This is a genomic window from Nocardia wallacei, assembly GCF_014466955.1.
Classification (GTDB): domain Bacteria; phylum Actinomycetota; class Actinomycetes; order Mycobacteriales; family Mycobacteriaceae; genus Nocardia; species Nocardia wallacei.
The window spans coordinates 1014143-1031735 of sequence record NZ_AP023396.1 but is presented as its reverse complement, the minus strand read 5'-3'; the positions used below and the strand labels follow the sequence as shown (position 1 = coordinate 1031735).

12 protein-coding genes are annotated in these 17593 nt (G+C 67.4%); 8 read left to right on the top strand and 4 right to left on the bottom strand.

The window, feature by feature from the left end; genetic code table 11:
* Window positions 1-44: 44 nt before the first annotated feature.
* Window positions 45-1484 carry a type VII secretion-associated protein gene (locus tag NWFMUON74_RS04705; RefSeq protein ID WP_187686760.1) on the top strand — a complete coding sequence of 480 codons (1440 nt, stop codon included), beginning with the start codon at window positions 45-47 and terminating at the stop codon, window positions 1482-1484.
* Here the strand turns inward: NWFMUON74_RS04705 and NWFMUON74_RS04700 are convergent.
* Entirely contained in the window at window positions 1471-2607 is a 1137-nt protein-coding gene (locus tag NWFMUON74_RS04700; RefSeq protein ID WP_197986969.1) for a metallophosphoesterase, read from the bottom strand. The genes NWFMUON74_RS04705 and NWFMUON74_RS04700 overlap by 14 nt on opposite strands.
* A gap of 161 nt (window positions 2608-2768) precedes the next feature.
* Here NWFMUON74_RS04700 and NWFMUON74_RS04695 point away from each other — a divergent pair, with 161 nt between their 5' ends.
* The 5 genes from NWFMUON74_RS04695 (at window position 2769) to NWFMUON74_RS04675 (ending at window position 9362) form a co-directional block, all read left to right on the top strand.
* Window positions 2769-3986: a DUF7373 family lipoprotein gene (locus NWFMUON74_RS04695; RefSeq protein WP_187686759.1), complete on the top strand. Its 1218-nt coding sequence runs from the start codon at window positions 2769-2771 to the stop codon at window positions 3984-3986.
* Window positions 3983-5272, top strand: a complete 1290-nt coding sequence (locus NWFMUON74_RS04690; protein WP_187686758.1) for a DUF7373 family lipoprotein — start codon at window positions 3983-3985, stop codon at window positions 5270-5272. Before NWFMUON74_RS04695 ends, NWFMUON74_RS04690 begins: the two co-directional genes overlap by 4 nt.
* Window positions 5273-5351: 79 nt before the next feature.
* Window positions 5352-6905 carry a serine/threonine-protein kinase gene (locus NWFMUON74_RS04685; RefSeq protein WP_187686757.1) on the top strand — a complete coding sequence of 518 codons (1554 nt, stop codon included), beginning with the start codon at window positions 5352-5354 and terminating at the stop codon, window positions 6903-6905.
* Entirely contained in the window at window positions 6836-8134 is a 1299-nt protein-coding gene (locus NWFMUON74_RS04680; protein WP_232111287.1) for a DUF7373 family lipoprotein, read from the top strand. The genes NWFMUON74_RS04685 and NWFMUON74_RS04680 overlap by 70 nt, the downstream gene beginning before the upstream one ends.
* 10 nt (window positions 8135-8144) lie before the next feature.
* The gene (locus tag NWFMUON74_RS04675) at window positions 8145-9362 is read left to right on the top strand and encodes a DUF7373 family lipoprotein (protein WP_187686755.1); all 1218 of its coding nucleotides are present in this window, start codon (window positions 8145-8147) and stop codon (window positions 9360-9362) included.
* Window positions 9363-9440: 78 nt separating this feature from the next.
* Here the strand turns inward: NWFMUON74_RS04675 and NWFMUON74_RS04670 are convergent, their stop codons facing one another.
* The 3 genes from NWFMUON74_RS04670 to eccCa form a co-directional block, all read right to left on the bottom strand.
* Window positions 9441-9743 carry a WXG100 family type VII secretion target gene (locus NWFMUON74_RS04670; protein WP_187686754.1) on the bottom strand — a complete coding sequence of 101 codons (303 nt, stop codon included), beginning with the start codon at window positions 9741-9743 and terminating at the stop codon, window positions 9441-9443.
* A gap of 52 nt (window positions 9744-9795) precedes the next feature.
* Window positions 9796-10113 (bottom strand): WXG100 family type VII secretion target, encoded by a 318-nt coding sequence (locus NWFMUON74_RS04665; protein WP_187686753.1) that lies wholly within the window; start codon window positions 10111-10113, stop codon window positions 9796-9798.
* A 322-nt stretch (window positions 10114-10435) separates the two neighbouring features.
* Complete coding sequence (gene eccCa, locus NWFMUON74_RS04660; protein WP_187686752.1) at window positions 10436-14473, bottom strand: type VII secretion protein EccCa; 4038 nt, start codon at window positions 14471-14473, stop codon at window positions 10436-10438.
* Window positions 14474-14630: 157 nt separating this feature from the next.
* Here eccCa and eccD point away from each other — a divergent pair, with 157 nt between their 5' ends.
* Both eccD and mycP read left to right on the top strand, forming a co-directional pair.
* The gene (eccD, locus tag NWFMUON74_RS04655; RefSeq protein ID WP_187686751.1) at window positions 14631-16097 is read left to right on the top strand and encodes a type VII secretion integral membrane protein EccD; all 1467 of its coding nucleotides are present in this window, start codon (window positions 14631-14633) and stop codon (window positions 16095-16097) included.
* A 16-nt stretch (window positions 16098-16113) separates the two neighbouring features.
* Window positions 16114-17571 (top strand): type VII secretion-associated serine protease mycosin, encoded by a 1458-nt coding sequence (gene mycP, locus NWFMUON74_RS04650; protein ID WP_187686750.1) that lies wholly within the window; start codon window positions 16114-16116, stop codon window positions 17569-17571.
* Window positions 17572-17593 lie beyond the last annotated feature (22 nt).

Here is a 17593-nt window from a genome sequence, read left to right as displayed (position 1 = left end):
GGCATCTCGTCGGTGACCCGGACCGCTCGGCCGGTGGCGCGCTGATGCCCACCGTCGAACTCGTACTGACCGATACCCGGCTGTGGGCGCGCAGCGAGGCCACCCATTGGAACGGCCCGCCGTCGATCGTGCCCGCCAGTGACAACGCCAGTTTCGTTGTGGGAGAAGCGCTGCGGCCGCAGTATCCGGCGGTGTCGGTGGTCCGGTTGGCCGAGGCGGACCGGATCGCCTTCCCCAGCCTGCCCACCGCGGCCGACGCGTTCGCGGTGGTGTTCGGCGCGGTGCTGACCAATCTGCGCCTGCCCGGCCCGTGCGACCGGCTCACCGTGGTCGCGCCCTCGGAGTGGGGGCGGCGGCGCCGGGCCGCGGTGGAGGCGGCCGCCGGCCGCTTGGTCGCCGACGTGGCGGTGGAGCCGCTGGCCTTGCGCGCCGCGTCGCTCGGCGCGAGCAACGCACAGCATCAGCGCATCGCGGTGCTGGAGCTGAATCCGCTGTCCACCACGGCAACCCTGGTCGGCCGGTCCGGCCCGGACACCTGGATCGATGCCTGCGAGCACGAACCGACCGTCGGCCTGGCCGACCCGCCCGAGGCGATCGGCGCGGTCGTCGCCCGGCTGCTCGCCGGACAGACCCCGAATTACCTTGTGGCCGTTGGCATCGCGGACGCCGCACAGCTGGAGGCATTGCGCGCGGCCATCGCCGGGCAGTGCGGTTTCCCGGTCGATGTGCGACCGGTCGCGGGCGCCGACCTGATCCAGAGTGCATCGCATCCCCCGGCGCACCCCGGACAGCCGATCGCGGCCCACCGCCCGAGTTTCGCAGCCCCGCTGCCGGACCGGGACGCGCCACTGCGAGCGCACGCCAACGCCGCGCAGCCGCCCCGCTCCCGGCGCACCGTGCTGGTGGCCGCGGCGGCTGTCGTGGTGGTCGCGATCGCCATCGCGGTGGGCGTGGCGGTCCTGGCGGGGACACGGTCATCGAATGATCCGGCACCGGCAGCCGCGCGGACCAGCACCGCGCCGTCGCCTCCGGTCACCGCAGCCGTGCCGCCCAGCGGCCGACCCACCCCGCAGACCTTCGGGCGGGTGCAGGCGCAGGTCCCCGAGGGTTGGCGGGTAGCCACCCGCACCGACACCCGGCTGGATCTGAATCCGGGCGACGGTGCGCGGCAACGGATGACGATCACCCAGAAGGCGCTGACACCCGGCTCCACCGTCGAGGACGTCTCGCGCACCCTGGAGGCCCAGATCCAGCGCCGCCCTCCGGGGACGGTCAGCGACCTGCGACGCGACCCCGTTTTCGGTGGGCGGCCCAGCCTGTCCTACGAGGAGTACCCACCCGACGGCACCACCGTCCGCTGGCATGTGCTCGTCGACGCCGGACTACAGGTCAGCGTCGGCTGCCAATACCCTTCGGACGGTTGGCAGTCCATCGCCGGCACCTGCGAGCAGTTCTTGCGCGACGTCCGGCTCACGCCGCAGTAGCGGGCGCGCGCAGCACCAGCACCGTGATCTCGCTCGGTGCGAACACGCGCAGCGGCGGACCCCAGAACCCGGTGCCGCGGCTGGTGTAGAGCTGGGTGTGCTCGCCGTGGCGGCTCAGGCCCGCGACCACCGGCTGGTCCAGACGCACCAGGTAGCGGAACGGCCAGATCTGCCCGCCGTGCGTATGTCCCGAAATCTGCAGCGCCACACCGGCTTTCACCGCGTCCACGATCTGCTTCGGCTGGTGGGCCAGTAGTACCACCGGCACCTCGGGATCGGCGCCCGCGAGCGCCGCGGGCAGGTCCGGGCCGTGCCCGTCGAGCGCGATGCCCGTCGGGTCGTCGATGCCCGCGATCACCAGCCGATCCCCGTCGCGCTCCACGACCTCGTGGCTGTTGCGCAGCGGCTGCCAGCCGATTCCGGTCATGTACTCGAGCCAGCCGGGCGCGTCGCCGAAGTACTCGTGGTTGCCGGTGATGTAGAACCGGCCCAGCTCGGCATCGACCTTGCCGAGCGGCTCCACCTGCGCGCGCCGCCGCTGCACCGAGCCGTCGGCGAGATCGCCCGCGTGACAGGCGATATCGGGACGTTGCGCGTTGACGACCTCGACCACGCGGTGCGACCAGCGCAGCCGGTCCAGCGCGGCGAAGTGCGTGTCGGTGACGACCACCAGCCGCAGGCCGTCCAGCCCGCGGCCCAGCCGCGGAATGGTCACCTCCACGGTCCGCACCCGCGGCACCCGGCGCGCTTCCACCACCCCCCAGCCGATCAGCGCCGCACAGACCGCGATCACACCCACCGCGACACCACGTGAGCGCGCCGGATCTTCCACCCCCGCGACGGCCAGACCCGCCCGCACCACCGCGCCGATCACCGACCAGGTGAACAGCACCCAGGCGACCCCCAGCAGGGTGTCGCCCACGACGACCGCCGCGTCGGATTGCCGGGGCCCGTGCCCGAGCAGCATTCCCGTGGGCAGGAATACGAAGCCGAGCAGGAACACCGCCGAGCCGAGCCAGTACAGCGGCCCGTCCACGGTGCTGTGGACCAGCAGCCACCACGGGACCAGGAAGAGCAGAGCGGGAATCCCCAGCAACAGGGCCACGCGCGGGATGTACTTCACCAGCTCATCCTGTCCGTCGGCGGGTGAGCGCGCCACTTCGCCCCGAAAACGATGGTGCCCGGCATGTCCTGGCAGGTGCTATGTTGTCAACCGCTCGACCGCGGCGCCTGCATCGGCCATCGTGACCCGTGGAGGTGGCCGAGTTCCGACGGAGGGGATACATGCGGAGGACCACGGGACTCCTGGCGGCCGGACTGCTGGTTGCCTCATTGGTGACAGCCGGCTGCGGCTCGGACGGGGGTGGCGGCGACGCGGTCGCGGCCGAACCCGTCGTGGACATCGGACAGCTCGATCTGGGGCCCTACAGCGGGGAACCGCACGACATGGGCCTGCCGAAGAACGACGAAGCGGCCCGCATGATCGAGGCCGAGCGGTTCGGGAACCTGCTCCCGCTGCCCTCCGACGTCGACCCGGCCTTCGTGCATCCCGCGCCGATGGCCGCGCTGGTGTTCGTCGATCCCAAGTATTCGCTGCTCAGCGACATCATCAAGATCGACACCAGCAGGTTTCACGAGGACGCCCCCGATTTCGTCAGCGGATTCGCCAGCTACGCCCGCAACGACCCGTACAACCAGGGCATGGAGCTGGCCAACACGGTCATGCTGTTCCCCGATTCGCAGAAGGCCGCCGACGCCGCGGCGGCGCTGGAGCGCACCGACTTCGGATACAACAACCGGAACCAGCCGGTGACCCTGCCGAAGTATCCGGGCGTGCACGCGCACTGGGACCCCACCGTCCAGTCGATCGGATCCTGGTATGCCACCGGGCCTTTCGTGGTCTACACCTGGATCTACGATCAGGCCAAGGCCTGGCTGGAGAAGGTGGACCTGCCCGCGCTGACGACCCTGTTGCAGAAGAGCCTCGACACCGTCGTCCCCGCGATCTCCAAGTTCACCCCGACCCCGCGCGACAAACTCATGTCGCAGCCCATCGATCGCGACGACATGCTGCGCCGCACGCTGATCCGGCCCAAGGAGGACGCGCTCGGGGCCTGGCTGAATCCGCCCGGCGTCTACGACGCCCACGCCGCGCTGCATTTCAGCTCCGACCCGGCGGAGTCCAAGCAGCTCTTCGAGGAGAACGGGGTGGACCGGTTCGCCGACTACGGCACACAGCTGTTCCGGGCCCGCGACGCCGCCGCCGCGCAGAAGGTCCGCGACGAACTCGGCGATCCCACGCGCAACTTCCGCAGGGCGGCCGCCCCGAAGAATCTGCCCGCCGCCAAATGCCGGGAGTACCACGGCAAAGAGAAGATGGCGGTCCGCTACTACTGCTCGGTCGCCCAGGGGCGCTACGCCGCATTCACCTGGGCCGCCCAGCTGCTCGACGCCCAGCAGCGGATCTCCGCTCAATACGTGATGTTGGTGAAGGCCGGATGACCGCCTCGAACACGATGTCCAGACTGAGCCGCACCGGCGTCCGGCTGCTCGCGAGCGCCCTGGTCACCGCCGGCCTGGTGGCGACGCTGAGCGGCTGCAACGCCACTCTCGCCGGGACCGCGCTGCCCGGCGAGGTCGACATCCGCAAGCTCGACGTCGGCTCCTATCCGATCGAACCGGTCGATATCTACGAGGACTACCGGCCCGCGTTCTTCCAGATGGACGACGTCGCCGCGATGCGCCTGGCCGACTACGTCGCCACCGCGGAGGACGTCGATCCGCGGATGACCTTCGGTAGTGACGCCCAGAGTTTCACCAGCGGCGCGATGGATTCGCTGGTGGGGCGCCCGGACGTCGCCGAGGCGATCGCGAAGCGCAACAAGATGATGTACGGCTTCAAGTCCGAAGGCGCCGACCGCAGCACCTTCATCCTCGACTCGGGCTGGCCGACGGTCTCCCGCGGCACCCCGGACGCGTCCACGGCCAATCTGCTGGTCATGCAGTTTCCCGACGGCGAGTCCGCGCAACGCGCCGCCGACGAGTTCTACGCCGCCGACTTCGACGCCAACAAGGAGGGCAACCAGCCGCTGACCCTCGCGAAATATCCGAAGGCACACGCGCATTGGCGACCGGGTGTGGCGACCGCGCGGTCGTTCGTCGCCCAGGGCCCGTACGTGGTGGGCGTCGTGGTCACCGTTCCCAAACCGGATCCGGCCGCGCTGACCGCGCTGACGGAGAAGGCGTTCGATACCCAGCTGCCGCTGCTGGACCAGGTGAAACCGGTGTCGGACGAAGAGGCGCTGCATCTTCCGTGGGACCAGGACCACATCCTGAGCCGGACGCTGAATCCGGACGAGGTATACAAGCCCGGAATCGGCGCCTACCCCGGCATCTACGGCCGCCGCGGCGTGCTGCACCACATGTCCGACCGCGCGCAGGCCCGCAAGACCTTCGAGGCGATCGGCGCCGACCGGTTCGCCATGACCGACGCGGCCCTGCTGGCGCGAGCCAAGGACGCCGCGTCGGCGAAGAAGGCCGTGACCGAGCCACTCGTCATCAGCGGCATGACGCGCAAGGCCGACCCGCCCCCGAACGTCCCCGACTCCGCCTGCGTGGAGAACCGGACCGGCAGCGGCAACTCGGCGCAGAGCAGGGTGAAACGCTTCACCTGCATCGTCGCCTACCGCCAGTACGTGAGCTTTCTGAACGCCGCCCAACTGCTCGACGCCCAGCAGCGCGCGGCCGCCCAATACGCGCTGCTCGCCAACAGCCAGTGGCAGCCGTGACTCGACCGGTGCCCGCGGCGGGCAGTAGGCTCCGCGTGAGCGAGATCGGCCCCACCGTGCGACCAGGAGTTTGTTACAGATGGCGATGAGTCCCGGCACTATCGTCGGTGGATACCGCATCGAGCGTGTGCTGGGTGCGGGCGGCATGGGCACCGTCTATCTCGCCAAACATCCGAGCCTGCCGCGGATGGACGCCATCAAGATCCTCGGTGGCGAACTGTCGAGTAACGGCGAGTTCCGGGGCCGCTTCGAACGCGAGGCCAATCTCGCTGCGGGACTGGACCATCCGAACATCGTCTCGGTCTACAACCGCGGCGAGGAGAACGGCCAGCTGTGGATCGCGATGCAGTACGTCGAGGGCACCGACGCCTCCGCCGAACTCGCCCGCGACCCGCACGCCATGACGCCGCTGCGCGCCCTGCGCATCGTCACCGAGGTCGGCAAGGGCCTGGACTACGCGCACCGCCGCGGTCTGCTGCACCGGGACGTGAAACCCGCCAACTTCCTGCTCTCCCGCGGCGACGAGGAAGAGCGGGTGCTGCTCACCGATTTCGGTGTCGCCAAATCCACCGACGACGCCACCGAACTCACCCAGACCGGCAGCTTCGTCGCCACCATCGCCTACGCCCCGCCGGAACAACTGCAGGGCATGGCCGTCGACCACCGCGGCGACATCTACAGCCTGGCGTGCGCGTTCTACAAACTGCTGACGGGCCAGAACCCGTTCCCCGCAACACAACCGGCGATGGTCATGATGGGCCACCTCTACGACCCGCCGCCCCGCGCCACCGCCGTCAACCCACACCTCCCCCCGGCCGTCGACCACGTCTTCGCCCGGGCCATGGCGAAAAACCCCGCCGAACGCTTCAACAGCTGCCGCGAATTCACCGACGCCGCCGCGAATTCCCTACTCCCCGGCCACAACCCCATCCACACCAACACCTCCCCCACCTACCCCATCCAGGTTCCCGACACCCGAGCACCCCGCACCGACCCTCGAATCACCACCTCCGCCCCCCACCACACCGACTTCTCCACCCTCACCCCACCCCCGAACCCCCGCAAGAAGTGGCTACTCGGTGCGGGCGGCGCGGCAGTAGCGGTCGCGCTGGCGGCGGGAATCGGCATCTGGGCCACGCAAAGTGGGGGCGGGACTACGCCGACCACCTCGACCACCGCCACCGCCGCAGCCCCGATCACCTCGGTCGAGCAGGCCAGGGCGGCCAACCCGGGGTTCGAAGGGAAGACGGTGACGATGGTGGACGTGACGAGCAACCGAGACTTCGGGATCTACCTCGGCGGATCGTCGCAGACGAAGTTCTTGGAGGGCCTGGGCTTCGTGTACAACCTGGGCTACATCGGCAACGGTGACGAGCCTTCACCCCGTCCGGCCCCGGCCAATTATCCGCGGCTGAACGCGCCCGCGGACAGCTACATATTGACCGTACGCAGTGACGACAAAGCTGGTGGTGGGGGCCTCATCGGCCTGCCGTATGAAATCTCCGGATCGAAGGCCACCGTGGTGCCGATCGACGAGCCCGCAGTGGTTTCAGCCATCCGGAATTGGACTCCGAACTCGGAGAAGACATTGCTGGACAAGCTGCTCCCGGTGCTCCAGAACCGGATCAAGTAGCAAATTCGAAGGGGGAGGGACCGATGCACAGGACCGTCAAGGGCCTGCTCGCGGTGTGTTTGACGGCCGCTGTCACGACGGCATGTGGCTCGGAACAGTCGGCCGCGCCCACGGCGGATCCGCCTGTGGACATCACGAAGCTCGACGTGGGACCCTATGCGACCACACCTCGGAAACTCGACGCACCGAGCGGAATGCCCGTCGCCCGGTTCATGGAGGCCGAACGGCTCGCTGGCGTCCTGCCGTTGCCCATCGAGATCGATCCCGCGCTGCGATACGGGGAGCCCGGCCTGGTTCACGCATTTCTGGAAGTGAGCGACGCGTATCACCTGAGCCCGATGTTCCGATGGCTCGACGAGAAGCAGTTCAATACGGCGGCGCCGAATTTCGTCGCGGGGTTCTCGACCTCGGCGAGCTCCGACAAAAAGCAGGCGCTCTCGTACGAGCTGGTCAATTCGGTCCTCATCTTTCCGGACGACAGCTCCGCCCGGTCCGCCGCCACCGAGCTGTCCAAGGCCGGATTCTACGACGAGGACGCGGAGCCCACGTCCCTCGACAAGTATCCCGAAGCGGTGGCACGGCGGCAGCCGACTCGGCAAACTCTGGTCTCGTGGCTGGCGAGCGGCAAGTTCGTCATCGTAACCATTGCTCAGCATCACGAGAATCGAATACTCGGAGTTTCCGATTTCCGGCCACTGGCCACCGTGACCGAAAAGGCGATCGCGGCAACGCTGCCGACGTTGGAGAAATTCGTTCCGACACCGCCCGACAAACTGATGACCATCCCCGTCGACCGCGAGAACATGCGAAGCCGCTCATTGCGGCGGCCCGAGGGTGATGGATTCACGAACATTCCCGGTGCCTACGACGTGCACGGCGCGCTGCAATTCGCCGAAGATGTGGAGGAGTCGCGACGACACTACGCGCAGGCCGGGGTAGACCTGGTGGCCCTCGATGGCGCCGACCTGTTTCGCACGAAGGACGCCACCGCCGCCCGGCGGCTGTTCGAGGAGAACACGCAGTCCACCAGGTTCCTCCGCCACGCGCCTACTCCCGTCGGGCTGCCGAACGCACGATGCTTCGAGTACAAGGGACCGAGCCTGGGGTATCTGCGGTATACGTGCCACCTGCACTACGGCCGCTTCATGGCCTCCGTCGCCTCGAATCAACTACAGGATGTCCAACAGCGACTGTCGGCTCAGTATGCCATTCTCGCCACCAGCAAATAGGCGCAATCATATGAAGAAGAAACTGGCGACTCTCGTTATCACATCGGCGATGTCGCTCCTAGCGGCCGCCTGCGGCACTGTCCCGGGTAAAGTGCAGCCTGCGGAGATAGATGTACGGACCCTCGATACCGGCAGTTACAACACCGACCCCGCCGAACTGAGGTACGACTACACTCCCAATCTGACGAATGGCAAACAAATCGCGATCATGCGCCTGGCCGATGTCATCGCGCCTGGCCCCGATATCGACGCGAAACTCGACTACGGCGGCGCTGCGCCGGTGCTGTCGCCCGCCGACGCGACAAGCATCAAATTCGCCGAGAACTTCGTGCCGGTTCTGACCAGGCACGACATGCTGTACGGCATGCAGACCGCCAACAGCGACCGGAGCGAGAACGGTCCGGTCGAAGGCGATACCGCGGTGAATATCTCGGTCTTTCAATTTCCGAGTGACGAGGCGGCGGCCGCTGCCGCCCAGGAATTCGAAGCGGCGGATTTCGACATCGCCAAGGATCAGAATCAACCCGTAGCACTGAACAAATATCCGAAGGCACTGTCGCACTGGCGGCCCGGGATCAGAACCATGGGTACGCGGATGGCGCGCGGTTCTTACGTGCTGAGCATCTTCGTCCGCACGCCGCGCAGCGAGGTATCCGATCTGGCCGCGCTCGCCGAGCGCGTGTACGACGCTCAACTACCACTCCTCGACACACTGCCGCCGGTGTCCAAACGAGATCTGCTACACCTGCCGTTCGACCCGTTCGGGATCTTTCGAAAGACATTCCACCCCAATGATCTCTTCGGTGTGGGAATACCTGGGGAGATGTGGTTGTCCGACCGGGCGTATCTACATTTCGTCGACGACAAGAAAGCTACCCGGGAAATATTCCGGAAGACCGGGGTCGATGCGATCGGGGTGGTGCAGAACGGAATCTCCAGCGACAACAACGCCGCCGTGGCGTGGCGTACGCGAGATTTTGCATCCGCTGCGGCGCTCTCCGATTACCTTCGGGGCAAGAGTAAACGCCTGGTCGATTCACCACCGAAAATGCCGGACACGTTCTGCTCGGAGAATGTCGGCTTCCAACCCTCGTCGTTCACGGCACGCAACTACAACTGCACGGTGCGTTACGACCGATTCGTGGGCAAGGTATCGAGTTCACAGTTGCTGGATGCGCAGCAGCGTGCCGCAGCGCAATACGCTCTGTTCGCCAACAGCAGCTGGTAGCCCTCGGCGAAAAGCACTGTGGCCGCACTCCTTTCCAGGAGTGCGGCCACAGGCGGTCGCTGTCGAATCAGTGCGGTGTCAGCCCGCGATGATCTTCGCGGCCAGGACGTCGGCGCCCTGCATGGCCTCGCCAGCCGCCAGGGTACGCACACTGAGCTGCCCCAGCGCCGCGATCAGTTCGTTCGACTGCATGGTCCAGTTCGTCTGAACTTGGTTGAACGCCTCGGCGCCCTGACCACCGAAAGCCACATTGATGAAGTTCTGGAATTCCCTCTCCATATCCCCCAGATGTGCGGTGATCGACTGAGCACGCACGTTCATGTCGCTGCCACCGTCGTCGATGGCACCGAAGTCGTACGAGAGTTCGCCAAAGTCACTCATTGTTTCTCCTCAAAGGTTGTGGGCCGGGCCGTGTGACGTGGTCGCAGGCGCGTCAGGCCTTGAAGTCGAGCAAGCCGCCAGTCTGCTGCAGGTTGCCCAGCTGCTCCTCTTCGACTGTGCCGAACTTGTTCTTGACCTGCTCCAGGTTCTCGGCGTTCAGCAGAAGCGAGTCGTTCATTTTGGTCGCAGCCTCCAGGAAGCGGGCGAAACTCGCCTGGAATGCGGCGCCGGCGCCGCCTTTGAACGACGAACCGTCCAATCTCTCGGCGGCCGCACGCGCACCGTTGACCTCTGTGATGATCAACTGGTGCTTTTCCTTCATGCTGTTGACGAAAGTCCTTATCTGGTCTGAACTGGCGTTGAATGCCATAGGATGGCTCCTTCATGTGGTCGCCGCGGCACGCGGTGACGGTGGCTAGTTCCCTACATCAAAGTTGGACGCACAAGGGACGTCCCCGGTTCCGAATGTCACGCTCTCGCAAGCCGAAGCGGCCCGATCGAGTACGGCAATCGACCGCATGGACTGTTCACACGCGGTGTCGACAGTCTTGTCCACCTCCCCCTCTCACCTCGACGTTCGGCGCCGACCGGCGACCCTAGTCGACGATAGCCTGCCATCCGGCCCGCGCGGTTGTCTACTGCTGACGCGGGCATGCGCAGCGCGACGACTCGCGGCGAGCGAACCACCCCGGTCATTGCGTTGGGCTCCATGCCGTTTGGACCAGCGTCGCGCCCGACCGTGAGATGAATGTGCCACGGCCGGCAGGCATCTCGCTCGGCCTGATGTTGGCGAACAGCGGCCCTTCTTCGCGACTGCCGCTCATGATGAGGCCGGTCGTACCGACATCCTTCATGCGCGAGATCACCGGCTCGAACATGGCCCGGGCCGCACCGCCGGATCGGCGCGCGATGATGAGATGGAACCCGATGTCCTTGGCATGCGCCAGATACTCCGTGAGCCTCGCCAACGGGTTTCCGGACGAGGTGACCACGAGATCGTAGTCGTCGACGATCACGTACACCTCGGGCCCGGTCCACCAGGACCGGTCACGCAGTTGCTGCTGTGTGATGTTCGGGCCCGGCATCCGCTGCCGCAGCATACCTACGAGTTCGGCCGCCATTCCTTCCAGCAACTCGGCCGAAGGGGCGTAACCGGCCAAATGTTTCGTCTCGACGACCCCGAGCAGCGTCCTGCGATAGTCACCGATGATCAGTTTGGCCTGCGCCGTGGAGTTCGAATCCATGATCCCGCGAATAATGGTGCGCAGCAGATTCGTCTTACCGCACTCGCTGTCGCCCAAGATCAGCGCGTGCGGCTGCTCGGCCAGATTCAACAAGACCGGGGCCAACTCGGATTCGTTCAGGCCGATCGGGATCTGCAGGTTCGGGACCTGCGGGTCCAGGCCGTTCGGCCAACCGCCCATGCCCTGCAGCAAGCTGTCGCGGGTGAGCAGTTCCGGCAGCATGCGCACCGAGGGCGCGGGGCGGCCGGGGGTTTGCTGGGCCAGATGCCGAACCGCGTCGGCCACACCGGAACCCAGGGTCTCGGGGTTGGGATCGCCGTCGACCCGGGGCAGCGCCGTCAGCATGTGGAGGGCGTCGGGTGTCATGCCGCGGCCGGGGCGGCCCTGGGGGACCAGGGCGGCGACGCGGCGGCCCAGATCCGAATCCATCGGGTCGCCGAGACGAAGCTCGATGCGGGTACCGATCTGATCCTTCAGCGCAGGACGGGCCTCGGCCCAGCGGTTCAGCGCGATCACCACGTGCACACCGTAGGAAAGACCTTGCGCGGCAAGGTTCATGATCTGCTGCTCGAGTGTGTCGAAATCCTGGCGGATCGACATGTAGCCGTCGATGACGAGGAAGACGTCGCCGAATGGGTCCTCGTGCACGCCCGCGGCAGCCGGGCCGGAAGCAGGGCCGCTGCCGCGCAGCCGCCGGAACTCCGACATCGATTCCACGCCCAGCTGGCGGAAACGGAGTTCGCGGTGGCGGACGATGGTGGTGACCTCGGAGATGGTGCGCCGCACCTTGTCGACGTCCAGGCGGCTCGCGACCGAACCGACGTGCGGCAGGCCCTCGAGGTTGGCCAGGGTGCCGCCGCCGAAGTCGAGGCAGTAGAACTGCACCTGTTCGGCGGTGTGGGTCAACGCCATCGCCATGATCAGCGAACGCAGCGCCGTGGACTTGCCGGACTGCGGTCCGCCGACGACCGCGACATTGCCGCGCGCGCCGGACAGATCGACGATCATCGGGTCGCGGCGCTGGTCGTACGGGCGGTCGACGATGCCGATCGGCGCGCGCAACGTGGCCACCGGGGTGTACTCGCCGGTGAGGATCGAGCGCGGGATGAGCTGGTCCAAGGTCGGTGCCTGGTCCAGCGGCGGCAACCAGATCTCGTGTGCCTGGCGGCCGTGGCCGCGGATGCGGGAAACCAGCATGTCCAGGTTGGACATCTTCTCGCCGCCCTCGTCCTTGGTCTCCTCGACCGCCGTGACGACCTCCGGCAGCGCCTGGCGGTCGCTGTCGCGGAAGGCCACGTGCCCGGCCACGAAAGGCCGGGCGTTGATATCGATCTCGCCACCGGCGATGCCCGCCTGGGTGACCTCACGCTGCGCGCCGCCGCCGACGTACGGACCGGACACATAGGCGGCTTGGAAGCGGCGGATCTCGCCGTCGCCGGATTTGAGGTAGCCGCCGCCGGGGCTGTTGGGCAGGTTGTAGGCGTCGGGCACGCCCAGCACCTGGCGGGATTCGTTGGCGGAGAACGTCTTCAGGCCGATGCGGTAGGACAGATGGCTTTCCAGGCCCTTGAGTTTGCCTTCTTCCAGCCGCTGCGAGGCCAGCAGCAGGTGCACGTGCAGCGACCGGCCGAGGCGGCCGATCATCACGAACAGCTCGGCGAAATCCGGGTGCTGGGTGAGCAGTTCGGAGAACTCGTCGAGGACCACGAACAGCGCGGGCAGCGGGTCCAGGTCGGCACCGGCGGCGCGGGCCTTCTCGTACTCGCCGACATTGGCGAAGTTGCCGGCCGAGCGCAGCACCTCCTGGCGGCGGTTCATCTCACCGGCCAGGGCGTCCTTCATACGGTCGACGAGGTCGGCCTCCTCCTCCAGGTTGGTGATGACCGCCGCGACGTGCGGGACACCCTCCAGACCGAGGAAGGTCGCGCCACCCTTGAAGTCGACCAGGACGAGATTCAGCTGATCCGGCGAATGGGTCGCCAGCAGCGAAAGCACCAGTGTCCGCAGGAACTCCGACTTACCGGAACCGGTCGCGCCGATACACAGGCCGTGCGGGCCCATACCGTTCTCGGCGGCCTCCTTGATGTCGAGATACACCGGCAGGCCGTCGGCGCCGACACCGAACGGGACGCGCAGGCGGTCCCGGTCGTAGCGCGGCTTCCAGCCGTTCTCCGGGTTGAAACTGCCGATGTCGCCCAGATTCATCAGCTGCGACCACGAGGAGATGACCTCCGCGTTCTCCTCGGCCACCGTTTCGGCGCCGCGCTGCAGGGCCACCCGGAACGGGGCCAGGCGACGGGCCACCTGCTCGGCCTGGCGCGCACTGATGCGGTCGATCAGCGCGAAGCGCTCCATGTTGCCGGTGGCGCCGCGGCCGACGCATTCACCGTTCTCCACCACCATCTGGATGCCGCGCGAAACCGCCAGGCGCGGAGCGTAATTGCACAGGTCGACGATGGTGACGCCCTCGTAGCCGGACTCCCGCAGGCTGTCCTCCTCCGCCTCCAGCAGGCCACCGTCGACCACGATCACGACGTGTACGAGGTTCTGGTTGGCGGGCTGGTTGCGCGAGTAGCGGACACGGTTGTGCAGCAACGGTTTCAGGCCCTCGGCCATCTCCCGGACGGAGCCGTAGACCATGCGCTCGGTGCCGACGCCGTCCTGGGACTCCGGGTGCTGAGTGTGCGGGAGCCACTTCGTCCACTCCCACTCATCGGCGGTGTCGGCGCCGCACACCACGGCAAGCAGCACCTGGTCCGGCGCCTGGAACATACACAGCTGCAACAACATCGCGCGCGTCATGTCCCGTGCCTGGCCACGATCCCCGTTCAGCTGGATGGTGGCGAAACCCTTCACCGCGATCGCCGTCGGCAAGTCCGGCACCGTGGAATGGGTGCGGACGAACCGGCGCAGCGAGACCGCCGCGATCGGCTCCAACTCTTCGACCGGGCCCGTCTCCGGCGATACCAGCCGCGTCGCCAATCGCTGGCCACCCAGGCCGATACGGGCGTGGCAGAAGTCCTTGTCGCCCGGACGGCGCTCCCACATGCGACTGGTGCCGGCCAGCATCCAGATCAGCCCGGGCTCCGGGTGACTCCATTCGACAGCATCGCGCTGCTGGGCGGCGGTCTGGTCGACATCCTTGCGGACCTGGTCGAGGTAGCGCAGGTAGTCCTTGCGGTCCTCGTTGGCCTCTGCGGCCTTCTGGCCCTTCCCGCCCTGACCGGCGAACATGCCGACCATCGAGAAGACCATCATCATCGGGAACATCATGCTCATCGGGTTGGAGGCGATGCCTCCGCCCTGCGTGAACATCAGAGCCATCATCCCGACCATGCCGACGATCATCACGACCGGCATCATCTTCTGCAGCAGGCTGCCCGGTACCGCGCGTGGGATCTCCGGGGGTGGCTGCAGCGTCACCTCACCGCCGGGGGCTCGCGGAACCTCCCGACGCTGGCGGCGCTGAAACCGGACGGTGCTCATCGACGGAAGATCCCCCTTCGCGGCAGTGCTGCGGACTCAGTGTAGAGGGCACTGCCGACATGACGTACAGTTCGGGGGCATTCTGCACGGATCGGCCGGGCGACCGCAAACCGGGGCGGATGCGGAAAACAGAGGTAGAGACGAGGTTGGGGGAAGCGTGACGCACGCGCGACTGGAACGTGTCGAAGAGGATTCGAGCCGCGGTATCGTCCGGGCCCCCGATCTGGCCCGAGTAACCATCCTGGCCAAGCACACTCAGGTCGATATGGCCATCCCGGTCGACGTGCCGGTCGCGCTCGTCATTCCCAGCGTGGTCGACATGGTCGCACAGCACAGCCGCCACAACGACTTCGACGACTCCGGTGAACAGTTCCAGCCCGCCGAATGGGTGCTCGCGCGCATCGGCCAGCCGCCGTTCTCCAACTCGCTCAGCCTCGGCGAGCACGGCGTGCGCGACGGCGAACTGCTGATGCTGGAGAGCGCCGATCACGTCGCGCCCACACCGCTGTTCGACGACATCATGTACAACGTCGCGATCGCCGACAGCGACCACTTCCGCGCCTGGTCGCCACGGGTAGCCCGGATCACCGGCTCGGTCATCGCGGTGCTGACCATGCTGGTCGGCTGCGTAGGCCTGCTCGCCGCACCGGATGCGTTGTCCGGCTACATCACCGGGTCGCTGGCGGCGTTCATCGCGGTGCTGCTCGTCGTCGCGGCGACCGTGCTGAGCCGCATGTACGGCGACCGATCGACGGCCCTGATCATCGGCGGCTGCGCGCTGCCCGCGGCGTTCAGCGCCGGGATGCTGCTGGTGCCCGATCATTACGGCTGGGCGAATGTGCTGCTGGGCTCGGTTCTGTTGGGCGCTACCGCGATTCTGGCGTGGCGGGTCAGCGGCGTCGGCCTGGCGCTGTTCATCGGGGCGACCACGCTGGCCGTCTTCGCCGTCCCGGCGGCGCTGGTGGGCCTGCTGACCTCGCAACCTGTGAAGGCCATCGGCGCCGTCGCCGCCGCGCTCGCCCTGGGCGCGTTGTCGATGGCGCCGCGGGTGTCGATGCTGCTGGCCAAGCTGCCGCTGCCGCCGGTGCCCTCGCCGGGCACGCCGATCGACCCCACCGAGGACGACCCCGACGACCACCGCGCGCTGCCGACCATGGAGGCGCTGCGCGCGAAATCCGAACGCGCCCGGATGTATCTGGCCGGGCTCGTCACCGCGACCACGCTGGTCACGGTCGTCGGCGCGCTGGCCGCCGGCGATCCGACCGCGGACTCCCCGTGCTGGCCGGGTGTGGCTCTGGCACTGGTGAGTTCGGTGGTGCTGATGTTCCGCAGCCGCACCTACGCCGGGGCCGAGCAGGCCGTAGTCCTGATCGCGGGCGGCGCGGCGATCCTGCTGGCGATGATGATCGCCGCCGCGCTGACGATGGACCAGCCCCTCGCCGTGTTCGGCGCGGCGATGGTGATGCTGATCGGCGCCCTGGTGCTCGGCCTCATCGTCCCCAACCAGTCCGCCACCCCGCCCATGCGCCGCGCCGTCGAACTACTGGAGTACGCCTTCGTGGCCGCGGTGGTGCCGCTGGTGTTCTGGGTGGCCGAGCTGTACTCGCTGATCCGTTCGCTGTAGAGCCGGGGAGCGACAAATGACTCGGCAACGGACGAACCGCCGGTACCTGCGTGTGCTCCGGACCATCGCTACCGCCGCCGTTCTCGCGCTGAGCGCGACCGCGGGGATCGGTGTGAGCGGGCCGGGCGTCGCGCTGGCCGAGAAGCCGGTGGTGAATCCGGCGATCAACCCCCCATCGGGCGACCGGCCCGCACCACCCGACGAAAGCGAACGCGCGAACGCGCCGTGCAACTCCACGGGCACCGGCGGTGACGGCCCGACCGTTCCCATTCCACAACGTACCCTCGGCCTTCCACACGCATGGCAATTCTCCAGGGGCGCCGGGCAATTGGTCGCGGTGATCGATACCGGTGTCGCACGGCATCCCCGGCTGCCCGGGCTGATCGCCGGCGGCGACTACGTGAGCCAGGGCGACGGTACCGAGGACTGCGACGCACACGGCACCCTGGTCGCCGGAATCATCGCCGCGACCGACGAACAACCCGCTCAGGGCTTCGCCGGGGTCGCGCCGGAGGCCCGGATCCTCAGCATCCGCCAGACCAGTGCCCTCTACCAGAAAAAGGGCGCCAACCGGGACAAGGGCCCCGACGCGATGCCCGAGGGGTACGGAACCACCTACACCATGGCGCAGGCGATTGTCCGCGCCGCCGACATGGGCGCCTCGGTCATCAATATCTCCGAAGTAGCGTGCAAAGCCTCCGGGTCACTGCTGGAGGACAGTTCACTGGGCGCCGCCGTGCGGTACGCGGCCGTCAACAAGGACGTCGTCATCGTCGCGGCTGCCGGAAACAAAGAGCACGACTGCCAGAACGCCGACACGGTACTCGATCCGCTGGACCCGGCGGCCGACCCGTGGAGCAAGGTCAAGGTGAATGTCTCACCCGCTCGCTACGACGACTACGTGCTTTCCGTCGGGTCCGTCGACGCGAACGGACAGCCGTCGGAATTCACCGTGCCCGGCCCATGGGTGGGCGTGGCGGCTCCGGGCGAGGACATCACCTCGCTCGACCCACTGTTCGATATGCCCGGGAGCAAAGGCACCATCGTCGCCACCAGCCATGTGGGCCGGCAGGACCAGATGGGGCCCATTCAGGGCACCAGTTTCGCCAGTCCCTACGTCGCCGGCGTGGCCGCCTTGGTGCGCGCTCGGTTCCCGCAGCTCAGCGCGCAGGAAGTCATCAAACGCATCGAGGCCACCGCGCACGCTCCCGCCGAGGGCTGGAATCCGTATGTCGGTTATGGCGCCGTCGATCCCGTCGCGGCCTTGACCGCCGAGGTCCCGAACCAGTTGCCGCCCAAGCGCCCGAGCCCTGCTCGCAGCCTGCGGCTGCCGGTTCCGCAGACCCCGCCCGAGCCCGACCATACCGCTCGTAACGTCGCCCTTTTCGGCACCGGCGGGATCGCGGTATTGCTGGTCCTGGGTTACCTCGCCTCGTTCCCGATCCGCCGCAGATTCGGTGTCCGGGAGGACTGAAGCGGTTCGGAACCCTTCCGCC

Excerpts from the sequence above, each read along its gene's own strand:
- mycP (WP_187686750.1), top strand. The coding sequence starts at position 16,114 with ATGACTCGGCAACGGACGAACCGCCGGTACCTGCGTGTGCTCCGGACC.
- NWFMUON74_RS04695 (WP_187686759.1), top strand. The coding sequence starts at position 2,769 with ATGCGGAGGACCACGGGACTCCTGGCGGCCGGACTGCTGGTTGCCTCA.
- NWFMUON74_RS04665 (WP_187686753.1), bottom strand. The coding sequence starts at position 10,113 with ATGGCATTCAACGCCAGTTCAGACCAGATAAGGACTTTCGTCAACAGC.
- NWFMUON74_RS04685 (WP_187686757.1), top strand. The coding sequence starts at position 5,352 with ATGGCGATGAGTCCCGGCACTATCGTCGGTGGATACCGCATCGAGCGT.
- NWFMUON74_RS04670 (WP_187686754.1), bottom strand. The coding sequence starts at position 9,743 with ATGAGTGACTTTGGCGAACTCTCGTACGACTTCGGTGCCATCGACGAC.
- NWFMUON74_RS04675 (WP_187686755.1), top strand. The coding sequence starts at position 8,145 with ATGAAGAAGAAACTGGCGACTCTCGTTATCACATCGGCGATGTCGCTC.
- NWFMUON74_RS04705 (WP_187686760.1), top strand. The coding sequence starts at position 45 with ATGCCCACCGTCGAACTCGTACTGACCGATACCCGGCTGTGGGCGCGC.
- NWFMUON74_RS04690 (WP_187686758.1), top strand. The coding sequence starts at position 3,983 with ATGACCGCCTCGAACACGATGTCCAGACTGAGCCGCACCGGCGTCCGG.
- eccCa (WP_187686752.1), bottom strand. The coding sequence starts at position 14,473 with ATGAGCACCGTCCGGTTTCAGCGCCGCCAGCGTCGGGAGGTTCCGCGA.